At 71.7% G+C, this 15,873-nt stretch carries 16 protein-coding genes; 4 read left to right on the forward strand and 12 right to left on the reverse strand.

Annotation, left to right across the window (positions count from 1 at the left end):
• Positions 1 to 24 precede the first annotated feature (24 nt).
• The 6 genes from KGD84_RS28760 to KGD84_RS28785 form a co-directional block, all read right to left on the reverse strand.
• Positions 25 to 1,320, reverse strand: coding sequence for an NADH-quinone oxidoreductase subunit D (locus KGD84_RS28760; protein ID WP_220563465.1), 1,296 nt, complete (start codon positions 1,318 to 1,320; stop codon positions 25 to 27).
• A gap of 34 nt (positions 1,321 to 1,354) precedes the next feature.
• Positions 1,355 to 2,095 carry an NADH-quinone oxidoreductase subunit C gene (locus KGD84_RS28765; RefSeq protein ID WP_220563466.1) on the reverse strand — a complete coding sequence of 247 codons (741 nt, stop codon included), beginning with the start codon at positions 2,093 to 2,095 and terminating at the stop codon, positions 1,355 to 1,357.
• 1 nt (position 2,096) lies between these two features.
• Complete coding sequence (locus KGD84_RS28770) at positions 2,097 to 2,642, reverse strand: NuoB/complex I 20 kDa subunit family protein (RefSeq protein ID WP_220563467.1); 546 nt, start codon at positions 2,640 to 2,642, stop codon at positions 2,097 to 2,099.
• Positions 2,643 to 2,706: 64 nt separating this feature from the next.
• Positions 2,707 to 3,066 (reverse strand): NADH-quinone oxidoreductase subunit A, encoded by a 360-nt coding sequence (locus KGD84_RS28775; RefSeq protein ID WP_220563468.1) that lies wholly within the window; start codon positions 3,064 to 3,066, stop codon positions 2,707 to 2,709.
• Positions 3,067 to 3,204: 138 nt separating this feature from the next.
• On the reverse strand, positions 3,205 to 4,521 hold the full coding sequence (locus KGD84_RS28780) for a geranylgeranyl reductase family protein (RefSeq protein WP_220563469.1): 1,317 nt from the start codon (positions 4,519 to 4,521) through the stop codon (positions 3,205 to 3,207).
• Between the two features lie 506 nt (positions 4,522 to 5,027).
• On the reverse strand, positions 5,028 to 5,738 hold the full coding sequence (locus tag KGD84_RS28785) for a demethylmenaquinone methyltransferase (RefSeq protein WP_220563470.1): 711 nt from the start codon (positions 5,736 to 5,738) through the stop codon (positions 5,028 to 5,030).
• Between the two features lie 149 nt (positions 5,739 to 5,887).
• On the opposite strand from KGD84_RS28785, the gene KGD84_RS28790 reads away from it, so the two are divergent.
• Positions 5,888 to 7,150 carry a delta-60 repeat domain-containing protein gene (locus KGD84_RS28790; protein WP_255646857.1) on the forward strand — a complete coding sequence of 421 codons (1,263 nt, stop codon included), beginning with the start codon at positions 5,888 to 5,890 and terminating at the stop codon, positions 7,148 to 7,150.
• Positions 7,151 to 7,623: 473 nt separating this feature from the next.
• Here KGD84_RS28790 and KGD84_RS28795 read toward each other — a convergent pair whose 3' ends face one another.
• Positions 7,624 to 7,950 carry a DUF4229 domain-containing protein gene (locus tag KGD84_RS28795; RefSeq protein WP_220563471.1) on the reverse strand — a complete coding sequence of 109 codons (327 nt, stop codon included), beginning with the start codon at positions 7,948 to 7,950 and terminating at the stop codon, positions 7,624 to 7,626.
• A gap of 419 nt (positions 7,951 to 8,369) precedes the next feature.
• Here KGD84_RS28795 and KGD84_RS28800 point away from each other — a divergent pair, with 419 nt between their 5' ends.
• On the forward strand, positions 8,370 to 8,570 hold the full coding sequence (locus tag KGD84_RS28800; RefSeq protein WP_220563472.1) for a BldC family transcriptional regulator: 201 nt from the start codon (positions 8,370 to 8,372) through the stop codon (positions 8,568 to 8,570).
• A gap of 191 nt (positions 8,571 to 8,761) precedes the next feature.
• Positions 8,762 to 9,118, forward strand: coding sequence for a PLD nuclease N-terminal domain-containing protein (locus KGD84_RS28805; RefSeq protein WP_220563473.1), 357 nt, complete (start codon positions 8,762 to 8,764; stop codon positions 9,116 to 9,118).
• Between the two features lie 88 nt (positions 9,119 to 9,206).
• Here the strand turns inward: KGD84_RS28805 and KGD84_RS28810 are convergent, their stop codons facing one another.
• Complete coding sequence (locus KGD84_RS28810) at positions 9,207 to 10,499, reverse strand: pectate lyase family protein (RefSeq protein WP_220563474.1); 1,293 nt, start codon at positions 10,497 to 10,499, stop codon at positions 9,207 to 9,209.
• A gap of 161 nt (positions 10,500 to 10,660) precedes the next feature.
• Between KGD84_RS28810 and KGD84_RS28815 the strand changes: the two genes are divergently transcribed.
• Positions 10,661 to 11,638 carry a LacI family DNA-binding transcriptional regulator gene (locus tag KGD84_RS28815; protein WP_220563475.1) on the forward strand — a complete coding sequence of 326 codons (978 nt, stop codon included), beginning with the start codon at positions 10,661 to 10,663 and terminating at the stop codon, positions 11,636 to 11,638.
• Here the strand turns inward: KGD84_RS28815 and ccsB are convergent.
• The 4 genes from ccsB to KGD84_RS28835 are packed head-to-tail and all read right to left on the reverse strand — an operon-like array spanning position 11,629 to position 15,726.
• On the reverse strand, positions 11,629 to 12,627 hold the full coding sequence (gene ccsB, locus KGD84_RS28820) for a c-type cytochrome biogenesis protein CcsB (RefSeq protein ID WP_220563476.1): 999 nt from the start codon (positions 12,625 to 12,627) through the stop codon (positions 11,629 to 11,631). The two genes, KGD84_RS28815 and ccsB, sit on opposite strands and share 10 nt — an antisense overlap.
• Positions 12,624 to 14,234 (reverse strand): cytochrome c biogenesis protein ResB, encoded by a 1,611-nt coding sequence (gene resB / locus KGD84_RS28825; RefSeq protein ID WP_220563477.1) that lies wholly within the window; start codon positions 14,232 to 14,234, stop codon positions 12,624 to 12,626. The genes ccsB and resB overlap by 4 nt, the downstream gene beginning before the upstream one ends.
• Positions 14,234 to 15,034, reverse strand: coding sequence for a cytochrome c biogenesis CcdA family protein (locus KGD84_RS28830; RefSeq protein WP_220563478.1), 801 nt, complete (start codon positions 15,032 to 15,034; stop codon positions 14,234 to 14,236). Before KGD84_RS28830 ends, resB begins: the two co-directional genes overlap by 1 nt.
• Complete coding sequence (locus KGD84_RS28835; RefSeq protein WP_220563479.1) at positions 15,034 to 15,726, reverse strand: TlpA family protein disulfide reductase; 693 nt, start codon at positions 15,724 to 15,726, stop codon at positions 15,034 to 15,036. The genes KGD84_RS28830 and KGD84_RS28835 overlap by 1 nt, the downstream gene beginning before the upstream one ends.
• Between the last annotated feature and the right edge of the window lie 147 nt (positions 15,727 to 15,873).

A 15,873-nucleotide genomic window follows, 5' to 3' on the forward strand; every position in this document is an offset into this window, starting at 1 on the left:
GGTCGTGGCTGTGGTCGTGTCCGCTCACCGGTCCACGCCTCCCATCACCGGGTCGATACTGGCCACGGCCGCGATCACGTCCGCCACCGTGCCGCCCTCGCACATGGCGGCGACGCTCTGCAGGTGGGTGAAGGAGGGGTCGCGGAAGTGCACGCGGTAGGGGCGGGTGCCCCCGTCGCTGACCGCGTAGCACCCGAGCTCGCCCTTGGCGCTCTCGACGGCCGCGTAGGCCTGGCCCGCCGGGACCCGGAAGCCCTCGGTGACCAGCTTGAAGTGGTGGATGAGCGCTTCCATGGAGCTGCTCATGATGTGCGCGATGTGGTCGGGCGAGTTGCCCATGCCGTCCGGCCCCAGCGCCAGCTTGGCGGGCCAGCCGATCTTGGCGTCCTCGATCATCACCGGGCCCGGCGCCAGCTTGTCCAGGCACTGCTCGATGATCTTGAGGCTCTCCTCCATCTCGGCGATGCGCACCCGGTAGCGGGCGTAGACGTCGCCGCCGTCGGAGACGGGGACGTCGAACTCGTAGCCCTCGTAGCCGCAGTACGGCTTGGCCTTGCGCAGGTCGTAGGCCAGCCCCGAGGCCCGCAGCAGCGGGCCGGTGACGCCCAAGGCCATGCAGCCGGGCAGGTTGAGGTAGGCGACGTCCTTGGTGCGGGCCAGGTAGACCGGGTTCTCGTCGAGGAGCTTGCGCATGATGGTGATGCGCTTGGGCATCTCCTCCAGCAGCTCCCGGACCTTGCCGACCGCGCCGGGCGGCAGGTCCTGGGCGACCCCGCCGGGGCGGACGTAGGCGTGGTTCATCCGCAGGCCGGTGACGAGCTCGAAGATGTCCAGGATCATCTCGCGCTCGCGGAACCCGTTGGTCATGACGGTGGTGGCGCCCAACTCCATGCCGAACGTCGCCATCGCCACGAAGTGCGAGGCCATCCGGTTGAGCTCCATCATCATCACGCGGATGACGTTGGCCCGCTCCGGGATCCGGTCCTCGATGCCCAGCAGCTTCTCGACCGCCAGGCAGTACGCCGTCTCGTTGAAGAGCGGCGTCAGGTAGTCCATGCGGGTGACGAACGTGGTGCCCTGCGTCCACGTCCGGAACTCCATGTTCTTCTCGATGCCCGTGTGCAGGTAGCCGATCGCGACCCGGGCCTCGGTACAGGTCTCACCGTCCAGAGTGAGGATGAGGCGGAGCACGCCGTGCGTGGACGGGTGCTGCGGCCCCATGTTGACGACGAGGCGCTCGGCGCTGGTCGCCTGCGCCTTCTCGATGACGTCGTCCCAGTCGCCGCCGGAGGCGTCGATGTAGTCCTCGGTGACGGTCATGCCGTGCCTCCCTTCCAGAAGTGTTCTTGCCGGGTCACGTGTACGACCTCCGCTGGTCGGGCGGGGGCACGGTGGCGCCCCGGTACTCGACGGGGATGCCGCCCAGCGGGTAGTCCTTGCGCTGCGGGTGGCCGTGCCAGTCGTCGGGCATCTGGATGCGGGTGAGCGCCGGGTGGCCGTCGAAGACGATCCCGAAGAAGTCCCAGGCCTCGCGCTCGTGCCAGTCGTTGGTCGGGTAGACCGACACGATCGACGGGATGTGCCGGTCGGTGTCCGGGCAGGTGGTGGACACCCGGATCTCGCTGTTGTGCGTGATCGAGCGGAGGTGGTAGACCGCGTGCAGCTCCCGGCCCTCCTGCTCCGGGAAGTGCACCCCGGTCACGCCCAGGCACAGCTCGTAGCGCAGGGCCGGGTCGTCGCGCAGGATGCGGCACAGCTCGGGCAGGGCCTCGCGGCGGACGTGGAAGGTGATCTCGCCGCGCGAGACCTCCACCCGCTCCACCGCCCCGGCGGCGTCGCCCAGGGCGGCCTCCAGGTCGTCGGCCACCCGGTCGAAGTCGGCGGTGCGCGGGTCGTCCGGGTCGGTGAAGGGCCGCTGCGAGGAGACGGGAGCGCTCCCCCGCACCTGCAGCCGTCCGAAGCCGGAGGTGTCCCCGGTGGTGGTGGTGCCGAACATGCCGGTGCGCCTGATCGGCGCGGCCAGGCGCTCCTCGCCCAGCCGGTCGGGGAGGCGCGCGGCCTCCTCGTCGCGTTCGCGCTCGTTGTCGGTGCTCATGTCAGTCCTTGCTCACCAGGGGAAGCGACCGGCGGAGCATGCGCTCCTCGGTTTCGGTGATCTCCTGCTCGCGGTGCGCGCCGAGCTTGGTGTTCTGCACCTTGTCGTGCAGCTTGAGCACCGCGTCCAGGAACATCTCGGGGCGGGGCGGGCAGCCCGGCAGGTAGATGTCCACCGGGACGATGTGGTCCACGCCCTGGACGATCGCGTAGTTGTTGAACATGCCGCCGCTGGAGGCGCACACGCCCATCGCGATGACCCACTTGGGCTCGGGCATCTGGTCGTAGATCTGGCGCAGGACCGGGGCCATCTTCTGGCTCACCCGCCCGGCGACGACCATGAGGTCGGCCTGGCGCGGGGTGGCGCCGAACTTCTCCATGCCGAACCGGGCCAGGTCGTAGTGGGGCCCGCCGACGGCCATCATCTCGATGGCGCAGCAGGCCAGCCCGAACGTCGCGGGCCACATCGAGGTCTTGCGGGCGAGTCCGACGACCTGTTCGACGGTTCCGAGCAGGACGCCGCTGGGCAGTTTCTCTTCGAGTCCCATCAGCTGCGGACCTCCTCCGGGCGGGGCTGCGGGGTGCGGACGCGGGGTGCGGGGGGTCGCGGGGTCAGTCCCATTCCAGGCCCCCGCGGCGCCACTCGTAGGCGTAGGCGATGGACACGTTCACCAGGAAGAGGACGATCGCGACCAGTCCGAACCAGCCGAGGGCGTCGAAGTGCACCGCCCAGGGGATGAGGAAGATGATCTCGATGTCGAAGACGATGAACATCATCGCCGTCAGGTAGTACTTGACGGTGAAACGGCCGCCGCCCGCGGGCTGCGGAGTGGGCTCGATGCCGCACTCGTAGGCCTGCATCTTGGCGCGGTTGTAGCGCTTGGGTCCCAGCAGCGCCCCGGCGACCATGGACACCACGACGAACGCGGCGCCGATCCCGCCGAGCACGAAAATCGGTGCGTAGAGCTCCACCGGTCACCCTCCTTCCGGCTGATCGGCGCGGCCGCGGGGCGTCGCGCTTGTGATTGCTTTCACTTGTGCGGGCTCTTCTCTGATCCGTCCCGTCGTCCCCGGTGGCGGCTGCGGGGCCGCCCGGAGGGGCGGGGCCGCTTATGCCGCGGGTGCGATCTTGGACAGGCCGTTGATGACCCGGTCCATGGCGTCGCCCTGCGAGGGTTCGGTGAGGTTGGCGAGCATCTTGAGCGCGAACTTCATGAGGGTGCGCTGGCGCAGGCCGTACTTGGTGGCGTACTTCATGAACTCGGGCTGGCCGATCATCTTCACGAAGTAGCGGCCCAGCGTGTAGTAGCCGCCGTAGGTGTCGGCGAGGACCTGCGGGTAGCGCAGCAGGGCGCGCTCGCGGGTCTGCTGGGTGGAGCGGCCGTGCGCCTGCACGACCACCTCGGCGGCGATGGCGCCGGCCTCCATGGCGTAGGCGATGCCCTCGCCGTTGAAGGGGTTGACCATGCCGCCCGCGTCGCCGACGAGCATGAGGCCGCGCGAGTAATGCGGGACCCGGTTGAAGCCCATGGGCAGCGCGGCGCCGCGGATCGGGGTGGTCTGGTTCTCCTCGGTGAAGCCCCACTCCGGCGGCATGGAGTCGGTCCAGCGCCGCAGCAGCCTGCGGTAGTCGACGTCCTGGAAGGAGGCCGTCGAGTTGAGGATGCCCAGGCCGACGTTGCTGGTGCCGTCGCCGACGCCGAAGATCCAGCCGTAGCCGGGGAGCAGCACGTCCTTCTCGCCGCTCCTGTCCCACAGCTCCAGCCAGGACTCCAGGAAGTCGTCGTCGTGGCGGGGGCTGGTGAAGTAGGTGCGCACGGCCACGCCCATGGGGCGGTCGTCGCGCTTGCGGATGCCCATGGCGACGGACAGCCGGGAGGAGTTGCCGTCCGCGGCCACGACCAGCGGCGCCCGGAAGGTCACGGGTTCGCGGTCGGCGTTCTTGGCCCGGACACCGACGATGCGGTTGCTGCGCTCGTCCATGAGCGGCCCGGTGACGGTGGTGCGCTCCAGGAGCTTGGCGCCGGCGGTGACGGCGCGGTCGACCAGGATCCGGTCGAAGTCGAACCGGGTGCGCACGAGGCCGAAACCCGGGTAGGCGGCCAGGTCGGGCCAGGGCAGTTCGAGGCGGACCCCGGCGCCGACGATGCGCAGGCCGTGGTTCTTGATCCAGCCCTCGTCCTCGAAGGTGATGCCCATGGCGGTGAGCTGCTTGACCGCCCGGGGGGTGAGCCCGTCGCCGCAGACCTTCTCCCGGGGGAAGGCGGTCTTCTCCAGCAGGAGGACGTCGAGTCCGGCCTGCGCCAGGTAGTAGGCGGTGGTGGAGCCGGACGGTCCGGCGCCGACGACGATGACGTCGGCGTCGTACTCGACGCGGTCCCGGCCTCGGCCTCTGAGGTCGGGAGAGGAGGTGGCTGTCTCGCTCACGGGTGTGTCCTCGACTGCTCGCGCGGATGCACCGTGGCGGGCCAGTGCGGGGTTTCGACCCGCTCACGGGGGGCTGTCCTGGTCGTGTTCTCTCGGCGTTATGGGGCGTCCGGGCCGCGGCCCCGAGGGTGGCTCTGCGTGCGGGGGCCGTGACCAGGTGCGTTGTACGGTTGGGGACTCATGTCATGTCGGACATAGGGCCATGTGTCACATCCCTCGTGTCCTTGTGAAGCACTTCACAAGCTTCTTTTCGGCAGTCTAGCCCTCTGGCGGCGCGGTTGCGAGCCCCGGGGGGTATACGGAGCGAAACATTCTCAATCGCCCCATAGGCACACGAGAGCCATGAAAGCCACCACAGACTGACAAATACGCAGCTCATCACCCTTTCCACCGCCACATGCATCACATAGGGCACAACAAAAACCCGGAGAACACAGAGTTCTCCGGGTTTTGCGAGCTTTGAAGCTATTTAAGAAGTAGGCGACTCGGTGAGTCCTATGTCGGTTTTACTTCTCGCGGAAGCCCCGGTGGAGGGCGACGATCCCGCACGACAGGTTCCGCCAGGCGACCCGGGACCAGCCGGCGTCCTGGAGGTGCCGGGCCAGCTCGGCCTGGGCGGGCCACGCCATGATCGACTCCGAGAGGTAGTCGTAGGACTCGCCCTTGCCCGACACCGCGCCCGCGATCTTGGGCAGCGCGGCCATCAGGTAGGTCGAGTACAGGCGGTCCACGAATTCCACCGGGATGTGGCTGAACTCGCAGATCACCACGCGGCCGCCGACCTTGGTGACCCGCAGCAGCTCGCGCAGGGCCCGGTCCACGTCGTTGACGTTGCGCAGGCCGAACGAGATGGTCACCGCGTCGAAGGTCTCGTCGGCGAAGGGCAGGTGCAGCGCGTCGCCCGCGACGAAGGTGACCCCGCCCCGGGACGCGCCCCCGCGGCGGCGAACCCCCGTGGACAGCATGCCCAGGGAGAAGTCGCAGGCGATCACCCTGGCGCCCTTGCGGATGAAGGACTCCGAGGAGGTGCCGGTGCCCGCGGCCAGGTCCAGGACCAGCTCACCGCTGTGGGCGTCGACGGCGTTGACGGTCGCCCGGCGCCAGGCGCGGTCCTGGCCGAGGGAGATGACGTCGTTGACGAGGTCGTAACGGTCGGCGATGCCGTCGAACATCGCCGCGACGTCCTGGGGCTTCTTGTCGAGTTCAGCGCGGGCCATGCCCACCAGCCTACGGCCGCCCGGACGCCGCCGTGCCGCGGGCGGCCCCTCGGCGGCACGGATTTCGTTACTCTATGTGATTTAGGCGCGACTCTTTGCGAGAATCGGTCGTGCCCCTTACCCTGCCGCGCGACCGAGGAGAACACCCCGTGAAACCGAAGCTCACCGCCCTGGTGCTGGGCATGGCCCTGCTGGTCCCGCTCGGGGCCGCGACCCCCGTGGCCGCGGGCGAGACCGCGCACCGGTCGGTGGTGGGCGAACGACCGGTCCAGTGGACGCCGCACGTCCTGGACGGGGCGGTCAAGGACATCCTCCGCGTGGGGGACACCGTCGTCGTCACCGGGGCGTTCGAGCGGGTCTCCGACGCCGACGGCGGGCGCGTCCACGAGCTGCGCAACATCTTCGCGTTCGAGCACGGCACCGGGCGGATCATCCGCGAGTTCGCCCCGCGCGTGAACGGGACCGTGGCCTCCGTGGTCCCCGGGCCCGACGGCACGGTCGTCATCGGCGGGGAGTTCCGGACGGTCAACGACACCCCGGCCCGCGGGCTGGCCCGGGTGCGGCTCCACGACGGATCGCGCGTCGCGGCGTTCACCGCGACCCTGGACGGCGGGTCCGCCTACCGGCTGGCCTCCGACGGGGACCGGCTGTACGTCGGCGGGTCCTTCCCCGGGATCGGCGGGACCGCGCAGCCGGGCATCGCCCGGCTGGACACGACCACCGGGGCGGTGGACACCGGGTTCGCGCCGCGCGTCTCCGAGCAGCGCCGCGGCTCGCTGCGGGTGCAGGAGCTGGCGCTGAGCCCCGACGGGCGGAGGCTGGCGATCAACGGCACGTTCACCAAGGTGGACGGGCAGGACCGGTACCAGATCGCCGTGCTGGACACCGCGACCGGGAGGCCGACGCGGTGGTCCACCGACGCGTTCGAGCCGGACTGCGACTACTCGTCGATGCACACCTACATGCGGCGGATGGACTACGCCCCGGACGGGTCGTACTTCGCGCTCGTGACGGCGGGCGGCCCGCGGGTCAAGCCGGGGCTGTGCAAGGCGGTGGTGCGGTTCGAGAACACCGACACGCCCGGCGCCGAGCCCACCTGGGTCAACAAGACCGGCGGCGACTCGCTGTACTCGGTCGAGGTGACCGGGGCCGCGGTGTACGCGGGCGGGCACCAGCGCTGGATGGACAACGAGCAGGGCGCGCTCAACCCGGGGCCGGGTTCGGTCGCCCGCGAGGGCATCGCCGCCGTGGACCCGCGCACCGGGCGCGCCCTGGCCTGGAACCCGGGCCGCTCCCGCGGCCACGGGGTGGAGGCCCTGCACGCCACCTCCGACGGCCTCTACGTCGGCAGCGACACCGAGCGGTTGGCCGGCGAGTACCACGCCCGCCTGGGCATGTTCCCCCTCCCCTGACCCCTCCGGCCCCGTCCCGCCCACCCGGGCGGGACGGCGGAGCGGCCCCCGGCGGCGGCCTGGAACGGCAGCGGCCGGCGGGGTCTTCGGCGGGGTGCGGTCCCGGGCGCGGTGCCCCGCGAACGGAAGCCGCCGGAGGCGACGGCCGAGGGCGCGGCGGAGCGGCGCGCCACGGCCCCGCCGGGCCGGTGGCGGGTACGGCTGCGGTCCGGGGCCCGGCCGAGCGGCGCGAAACGCCCCCGGCAGGACCGGTCACGGGTACGGCGGCCCGGGACACGGCGGGGCTGCGCGCCACGGCCCCGGCGGACCCGGTGGCGGGTACGGCGGCGGTCCGGGGCACGGCCGAGCGGCGCGATACGCCCCCGACAGGACCCGCGGCAAGCGCAGCGGCGGTCAGGCGTCGCGGCCCCGCCGGGCCGGGGACGGGTACGACGGCGGCCCGGCCGGAGCGGCCGGGCCGTCGGACCGGGGGGCTAGGAGTCCTTGGGGGCGGCGGGGGCCTCCTCGGCCCTCTCCGCGGCCGGGGCGTCCTCCGCGGCCTCCTGGAGGTGGTCCTCGCGGGCGGCGCCGTCGTCGAGGCGGTCGCCCACCAGGGAGCCGCGGCGCTGCTCGATCCGGTCGACCACCGAGGCCGACATCCGGTCGCGCAGGGAGGACAGCAGCACGTAGGAGGCCAGGCCGCTGATCAGCCAGGCGAGGATGAGGGCCATCCACGAGCGGGCGCCGAACAGGTACACCACTCCGAACGCCGCCAGGAACAGCCCCACGCGGGCGGCGGTATAGGGCAGCCAGCTACGCATCGAAAAGCCTCACAACAGATGATTACCTGGACTAGATTGGTCGCTACGCCCATCAACGCACGAGACGACCGGTCCGCTGTCGCGGTTTCCGGGGGGCCGGCCTCTCGATGAGGCCGGTGTCTGCGCGCTCATGTGCTCTCACCTCCAGGTTAAGGGTGAGCCGCCCGGAGCCCGCACCGGGTAGGCCTGTGTCCCTCATCGCGGATGATCGGACCCCTGCGCCCGGATTCAGATAGTCATGGGATGTTTCCAATCCCGACAGCAGGGCCCGAACATCACGTTCCGGTCACATATCCCGTACTCCTCCCCCCAACACCGCAATTTCTCCGAAAACTAGGGAGGAAACGGACCAACTCATGCACACTAGGGGATCAAACGCCCGCCGCCCCCATAGTCCAGGCGGGCACGATTGGGGGAATGTGAAGGTGGAACGAGCAAGCGAACGCCTGTTGACCCCCGGGGAAGTGGCCTCACTCTTCCGGGTTGATCCCAAGACCGTCACCCGCTGGGCCGCCTCCGGGCGGATCAGCAGCATCAGAACCCCGGGCGGCCACCGCCGCTTCCGGGAGTCCGAGGTCCGCGCCCTCCTGCTCGGCGAGCCGAGCGAGAGCAGTTCCTGACCCCCAGGGGACGCGTCCCCGAGAGGCATCCCGGGGTCCGCACGGACCCCTGGTGAAGGGAGCCGCGCCTCCGCGACCCGGGCAGCCGCCCCGAGGTCCGCGGTCCCCCCGCCGCGCACGGCGCGGCGGCGTCACGGCCGTGGGAGTCGGCCCGACCATGGGGAGTGGACAGCGGGAGATAGGCTGGAAACATGGTGTGGCTTGGTGGCCTGATCACGCTCGTGTCGATCGTTCTCTGGGTGTACGCGTTCTTCGACGCGCTGACCACCCCGGCCCAGGACGCCCGGAACCTTCCGAAGATCCTCTGGCTGGTCGTCATCGCGCTGTTCGTGCCCGTGGGGTCCATCCTGTGGCTGTTCCTGGGACGGCCCCGCAGGTCGGCCGCCGTATGGGGCGCCGCGGCCTCCCCGGCCCAGGCCGCCGCCTCGATCGACGACCTCGACCCGTCGGACTTCGCCAAGCCCTCCAACAGTCCGCACCCGCTCGGTCCGGACGACGACCCCGAGTTCCTGCGCGGCCTCGACCGCCGGATCGACCCCGACGAGTAGACCGCGCCCGACCTCCAGGACCCTCACGGGTCCCTGCGTCGCAGGGGGCCGCTCCGCATCCCGGAGCGGCCCCCTGCGCCGTTCCGCGTCAGAGCAGGCCCGCGCCCGTCTTCCGCTCCAGGCCGCGCAGGGCGTGCACGGGCTGGACCCCGGTGTCGAGCCGCGGCGTCCAGGCGGACCCGGTGCCCAGCAGGGCCTCCGGGTGGGCCGCGTTGTGCTCGGCGACGAGGTCGACGCGGGTGATCCTCCCCCGGCCGTCCGTCATGACGCCGTTGCCCGTGCCGCCCACGTCCGTGCCGCCCCAGTTGTACAGCAGGGCGCCGGCGGTGTGCCCGTCACGCAGGTCGAACAGGTTGTTCTCCACGTACAGCTGCGACTCGAATCCCGCTCCCAGGCTGTACTGGTACAGGTCGCCGCTCACCGTGTAGAGGTTGTTGTAGACGTGGACCTGGCCGTACCGCACCCGCGGGGCGCGCTGGCCGAGCCCGTCGAAGTGGTTGTGGTGCCACGTCACGCGCAGGCGGCCGCGGTCGGTGGTGCGGCCGTCGCTGTTGCCCAGCAGCAGGGCCTTGTCCCGGCCGTCGAAGTGGTTCCACGACACCGTCACCAGGTCCGAGGCCCGCACGATGTCCAGCAGCCCGTCGTGCACCTCGTACCTGCGGCCGAAGTACTCGGGCTGTCCGGCACCGGGGCGGTCGCCGTCGTCGAAGGTGTTGTGGTCGATCCACACGTTCGTGGAGCCGGACACCTCGATCTGGTCGTACTCGGAGTTCCAGTTGCCGCTCTCCCCGTCGCCGGGGTCCCAGCCGGGGAAGCAGTCGTGGGCGTCGGAGAAGGTCAGGTTGCGCAGGATGACGTTCTCCACGTCGTGGACCAGCAGGCTCATGCCGGTGAGCTCGGCGCCGTCTCCGGCCCCGACGATCGTGGTGTTGGAGCCGACCCGGTAGCGGACGTTCGCGGCCTGGGCGTTCTGCGATGCCTCGCGGGCCTCCTCCAGGGGTCCGGAGGGGTCCTCCCACCCCCAGACCCGCGGGTCGTAGGCCGCCAGGTACGCCTCCAGCGTGTAGCCGCCGACGGCGTAGTCCTCGCAGTCCAGGGGGGAGCCGTCGGGGGCGGTGTTGGCGTCGATGAGGCCTTCGACGTAGACGATCTTGGGCTCGTCCCCGGCGACGGCCTCCCGGAACCCGGCCGCGGTGGACACGCGGAACACGTTCTCGTCCGCGGCGGCCGCGCCGCCCGTGGTGCCGTCGCCCGCAGAGGCCCAGCCGTCGCCCTCGGGCAGCACCCTCCTCCCGAGGTCGTCGTCGGCGGCGGCCGGCACGGGCGCGGTCAGCGCCGCGGCCAGGGCGAGGGCCAGGGCGGGGGTGAGCCGTCTTCGCATGGTGCGCTCCTGGGGGATGAGGCTGCAAACGTTTGCAATAAACTCCTCGAACGCCCGGAAAGAAGCAAGGCCTCCGGCCGTGGAAAGATGGGAAAACCCGGACCCGGTCGGAGCGGCCGGCCGCCCTCCCCCGCCCCGGGCCCTCACGGAAAGGTCGTGCCGTGGCCGTGACGCTCAAGGACGTGGCCCGGGCCAGCGGGGTCCACGTGTCCACCGTGTCCCGGGCGTTCTCGGCGGCGCACCTGGTCAACGCCCGGACCCGGGCCCGCGTGCTGGCCGCCGCGGACGAGCTGGGCTACCGTCCCAACCGGGCCGCCCGGGCGCTGTCGACCCGCCGTACCGGGAACCTCGGCGTGGTCGTCGCCGACATCGCGAACCCGTTCTTCCCGCCGCTGCTGAAGGCGGCGCAGGAGGAGGCGCGGGCCCGGGACCACCACCTCTTCATCGCCGACACCGACGAGCGGACCGCGGTGGAGGAGGAGGCCGTCCGGTCGCTGGCGGGCCAGGTGGACGGGCTGGTCCTGGCCGCCCCGCGGATGTCCGACCGGCTCATCCGCGAACTGGCCGCCGAGGTCCCCCTGGTGGTCGTCAACCGCCGGGTGCGGGGGCTGCCGTGCGTGCTCATGGACGTCGGCGGGGGGATCGCGCGGGCCGTCGCCCGGCTGGCCGCCCTGGGGCACCGCGACCTCGCCCTGGTGTCCGGGCCCGCGGCCTCGTGGACGGGGCGGCGGGCGGCGCGGGCGGCCGGGGCCGCCGCGCGGGAGCACGGGGTGCGCGTGCACCGGGTCGGCCCCCACCCGCCGACGGAGGAGGGCGGGGCCGCCGCGTTCGACGCCGTGGCCGGGCTCGGCGCGACTGCGGCCCTGGCCCACAACGACCTCATGGCGCTGGGCCTGCTGGCCGCGGCGCGGGAGCGGGGCGTCCCCGTCCCGGGGCGGCTGAGCGTCGTCGGGGTCGACGACAGCCTGACCGCCCGGCACACCCGCCCCGCCCTGACCACCGTCGCGATGCCCGCCGGAGAGGCCGGCCGGGCCGCCGTCGACCTGCTGCTGCGGGGCGCGGCACCTCGGGACCTCGTCCTGGGCACCCGCCTGGTCGAACGCGACTCGACGGGCCCCGCCCCTCGCGCTCAGGCGTAGGAGTGCAGGCCGCTGAACATGTAGTTGACAGCGAAGAAGTTGAACAGGATCGTCGCGAAGCCCAGCACGTTGATCCACGTCGCCTTGGGCCCGCGCCAGCCGCCGGTCGCCCGCGCGTGCAGGTAGGCGGCGTAGATGATCCAGGAGATGAACGACCAGACCTCCTTGGGGTCCCAGCCCCAGAAGCGGCCCCAGGCCTCGTCGGCCCAGATCGACCCGGCGATGATGCCGAAGGTCCACAGCGGGAACGCGAACAGGATGAGCCGGTGCGAGATGCGGTCCAGCAGCTCCGGGCTGGGCAGGCGGCCCGCGATGCCCGCGACGTCCTCCCCCGCGGCCCGCTTGACCTCGGTGCGGTGGGAGACCAGGTAGGTGATGCCGGTGACACCGGAGACCATGAACGCGCCGCCCGCCAGGATGGCCGCGGTGACGTGGATCGGCACCCAGTAGGAGTGCAGCGCCGGGATCAGCGGGCCCGGGTCGACGTACAGCCACTTGACGCCGATGCCCAGCAGGATCAGCACCGGGACCAGCACGAACGCGCCCAGGAAGCGGGCCTGGTAGCGGAACGAGGCGTACAGCAGCACGCCCACCGCGACCAGGCACATCGCCACCACGAACTCGAACATGTTGCCCCAGGGCCAGCGGCCGGCGGCCACGCCCCGCGTGATGATCTGGGCCAGGCCCATCAGGAAGCCCAGGGCGGTCACGCCCAGCGCGACCTTGCCCAGCACGCTCTGGGAGGCCTTGGCCTCGCCCTCGGTGGTGCGGACGTTGACCTCGATGCCGTCGTCCCCGTCGGACCCGCCGGCCGCGCCGGCGCCGACCGGCATCAGCCGTCCCGACTTCAGCTTGGTCCGCTTCCCGTAGGCGGCCTCGATCGCGAACAGGAACAGGGCCGCGGCGTAGGTCACGATCATGGCGATGACCAGCGTGTCGCTGGCGGACGCCATCGTCTCGTTCACCGGCGCGGCGAGAGTGTACGTCACCGGTCACTCCTCGTGTCGGAAGGGTTCTGGGGGTTGTCGTCCGACTCGTTCCGGAGTCGTGCGGCAAGCTCGGTCGTGATCTCGTGGAACTCGGCGTTGTTCCCCGCGACCTCGGTCTTGCCGAGGCCGGCCAGCTCCACCCGGGTCCGGCCGTCCGCGTCGCGGACGGCGCGCACCCACACCCGGCGCGGGCGGATGAACAGGGTCAGCAGCAGCCCGCCGACGGCGGTGGCCGCGGTGATGAGCGCGGGCAGCCGGGCGCCGTCCCGGTTGGCCTGGAGGCTGACGTACTCCTTGTAGCCGGCGAACTCGATGGACCCGGCGCCGTCGGGCAGCTCCCAGACGTCGCCGACCTCCAGCACCGGGGATTCGCCGAGGGACTCCATGCCCTCGGTGCGCAGCTGGTACACCGACTGCGGGTCGATCATGCCCAGGTCGCCCGTGTACCCCTCCAGGGTCACCCGCGGGTCCGTGGCGCCGGGGAAGCTGGAGGTCAGCTCGCCGTCGGGGGTCTCGGCCGCGGTCGGCAGGAAGACCCCGACGAAGCCCAGCTGGTCGGCGTCCTCGTTCCCGGTGTCGGGGACCTTGACCACGCCGTCGGACACGAAGCTCATGGTGTCCCGGTACAGGAACGGCACGGCCTGGTCGAACACCACGTCGCCGTCGGCGTTGCGCACCACGAACTCGGGCGCGTACCCGTGGCCGAGCAGGTAGACCTGCACACCGGAGACGCTGAGCGGGTGGTTGACCTCCAGCCGGTGCGTCTGCTCGGGGCCGCCGGGCTCCTCGGTGTAGGTGAGGTCGGCGACGTAGGACGCGGCCTGCCCCCGCAGGTCGCCCTCCTCGATGAACCGCGCCTCGAAGTCGTCCAGGTGGATCGTGAAGGGCGCGATCGCGTCCATGTCGGTCCAGTGGCCGGGGTAGATCGCGTCGTAGGAGGGCAGCGTGTTGGCGAACCCGTCGCCCTCGACGACGAGCATGTTGCCGCGGTAGCCGAAGAACGACCCGGCGGCCAGCGCCAGCAGCAGGCCGAGCAGGGCCAGGTGGAACAGGACGTTCCCGGCCTCGCGCAGGTAGCCGGTCTCGGCCGAGACGGAGTCGCCGTGGCGGTCCTTCCGGTACCCCTTGAGCACGCGCTCGGCCTGCGCCAGCACGGTCTCGGGGTCGGCGTCGGTGGTGAACCTCGCGGCGTAGGGCATCCGGCCCAGGTTGCGCGGGGTGGGCACCGGCCGGGCGCGGACCGCGCGGGCGTGCACCAGGGCGCGCGGGATGACGCAGCCCGCCAGGGACACGAACAGCAGCAGGTAGATCGCCGCGTACCAGGGCGAGGAGAAGACGTCGAAGAGGTAGAACCGGTCCAGCCAGGGGGCCAGGTCCGGGTTCTCCCGGAAGTAGTTGTTCACCTCGTCGACGCTCACCACGTTCTGCGGCAGGATCGACCCGGGGATGGCCCCGACCGCCAGCAGGAACAGCAGGATCAGCGCGGTGCGCATCGAGGTGAGGACGCGCCAGGCCCAGCGCAGCCAGCCCAGGGCGCCGAGGCCCTTGGGGCCGGGCGCGGCCGCATCCGCGGCGCCCGCGTTCGTCTCGGTCGTGGTCGTACTCATCAGATCACCGTCTGGTAGTCGGCGGCCCAGCCCTGCATGACGATGGTCCACTGGGTCCACAGCCCGGTCACCATCGCCAGGCCGACCAGGACGAGCATGGCACCGCCGATCACGGTGACCGTGCGGGTGTGGCGCTTGAGCCGCCCGAAGGCGGTGAGGGCGCGGCGGTACAGGAGCGAGGCCGCGATGAACGGCAGGCCCAGGCCCGCGCAGTAGGCCAGGGAGAGGAGCATGCCGCGCCCGGCGCCGCCCTCGACGAAGGCGAGCGTCTGCACGGCGGCCAGGGTGGGGCCGATGCACGGGGTCCAGCCCAGGCCGAACAGCACCCCCAGCAGGGGGGCTCCGATCAGTCCGGCCCTGGGCAGGCGGTGGAAGCGGAACTCGCGGGCGAAGCCGGGCAGGACGCCCATGAAGGCCAGGCCCAGGACGACCGTCAGCACGCCCAGGACCCGGGTGATGGGGTCGGTGTAGTCCACCAGGAGGTCGCCGAGCCAGCCGATGAAGCCGCCCACGGCCACGAACACCAGGGTGAACCCGGCGATGAACAGGGCGCTGCCGGTGACCATGGTCCAGCGGCGCCCGGCGAGCTCGTCGTCGACCTCGGCGAGGGTGGCGGTGCCGCCCCCGACCGCGGTGCGCTTGCGCACGTCGGCGGCGCTCATCCCGGTGACGTACGACAGGTAGCCGGGGACCAGGGGGAGCACGCACGGCGACAGGAAGGAGACCAGCCCCGCGGCGATCGCCAGCGGGACGGCCATGAGGAGGGAGCCGGTGAGGACGGTGGTGCCGACGGGGTCCATCAGGCGTCGTCCCCGTCGGGGCTCGGGCTCTCGCCGGGTTCCGCGGACTCCTCGGGCTCCCCGGACTCCTGCGCCTCGGCCTCCTGCTCGGCCACGCGGGGGCGCTCCTCCGGGTCGCCGAGGTCGTACTCCACGACGATCGGGTTCAGCAGCTCGGTGAGCTGGCCGTAGGTGGTCGGCCCGATGACGCGGGCGGCGATGCGCCCGTCGGGGTCGATGATCAGGGTGCTGGGGATCGCGCGCGGCGGGACCGTGCCGCGGAACGCCTGGGGCACCTCGCCGGGCTGGTCGTACAGGCTCGGGTACTCGACGCCCTTGGTCTCCAGGTAGGCGCGGGCGGCGGTGTCGTCGTCCTTGATGTTGACGCCGAGGAAGTCCACGCCCAGGTCGGTGTACTCGGTGTACACCTCGTCCAGGACGGGCTGCTCGGTCCGGCAGGGCCCGCACCAGCTGGCCCAGACGTTGAGGACGACGATGCCGCCGGCGTAGTCGGACAGCCCGATGGTGTCGCCGTCCAGGGTGGTGCCGGAGAAGTCGGGCGCGTCGACCCGCTCGTCGGCGGGGAAGGCGGTGGCGCTGCCGTCGCCCGAGATGAAGCGGTCGTCCTCGCCGCCGGTCTCGATCTCGTTGCCCCCGGCGCAGCCGGTCAGGGCGAGGACGGCGGCCGCCGCGGCCGCGGCAAGGCGCGTCACAGCGCGACGGGACCGCGCGCCGTTTCTGGCACTGGGCATCGAGGAGACCTCGCGAACGGGGTGTGAACTGGGCGGACTACGACAACGACAAAGTGTAGTAGACACCCTGGGGCCCGTTCCGTCGCCCCGGCGCAAGAGCCGTCCGTC

This window comes from Nocardiopsis changdeensis, from assembly GCF_018316655.1.
GTDB classification, from domain to species: Bacteria; Actinomycetota; Actinomycetes; order Streptosporangiales; family Streptosporangiaceae; genus Nocardiopsis; species Nocardiopsis changdeensis.